Annotated in this window: 1 protein-coding gene; it reads left to right on the top strand. The window is 29.7% G+C overall.

Annotated features, from left to right (window positions below):
* Nucleotides 1–44 precede the first annotated feature (44 nt).
* Nucleotides 45–260, top strand: coding sequence for a zinc ribbon domain-containing protein (locus tag IU405_RS00435; RefSeq protein WP_197436691.1), 216 nt, complete (start codon nt 45–47; stop codon nt 258–260).
* Nucleotides 261–414: the final 154 nt, after the last annotated feature.

Genomic DNA, 414 nt, shown 5'->3' on the forward strand with positions numbered 1-414 from the left:
AACAAAATTGTAAATTGAACCCTTAATCAATAAAAACTATTTTTATGAGCGAACAAATTCGAAATTATTCTTGTCCAAAATGTCAATGCAAAACATATAAATTAGCGGAATTAAGAGCAACAGGAGGGACTTTTTCTAAGATTTTTGATATTCAAAATCAAAAATATACCAGTGTTACTTGCGAAAGATGCACTTATACTGAGTTTTATAAAACCAAAACAAGCGCTATTAGCAATGTTTTTGATTTTTTCACAGGATAAAATAGCTTGATTTTTCAGCGTTAAATTTTTCACAAACCAATTCGCAAAGTTGTTTTTGTAGTAAATTTGCATCCGTATGAAAAACGCAGCAAAAAAACCTGATTTGGTAGTGTTTAATGAAGAAACGCAACAATATGATGCGTCATTAAAACCC

This window comes from Polaribacter sp. BAL334 (genome assembly GCF_015767435.1).
GTDB lineage: Bacteria > Bacteroidota > Bacteroidia > Flavobacteriales > Flavobacteriaceae > Polaribacter.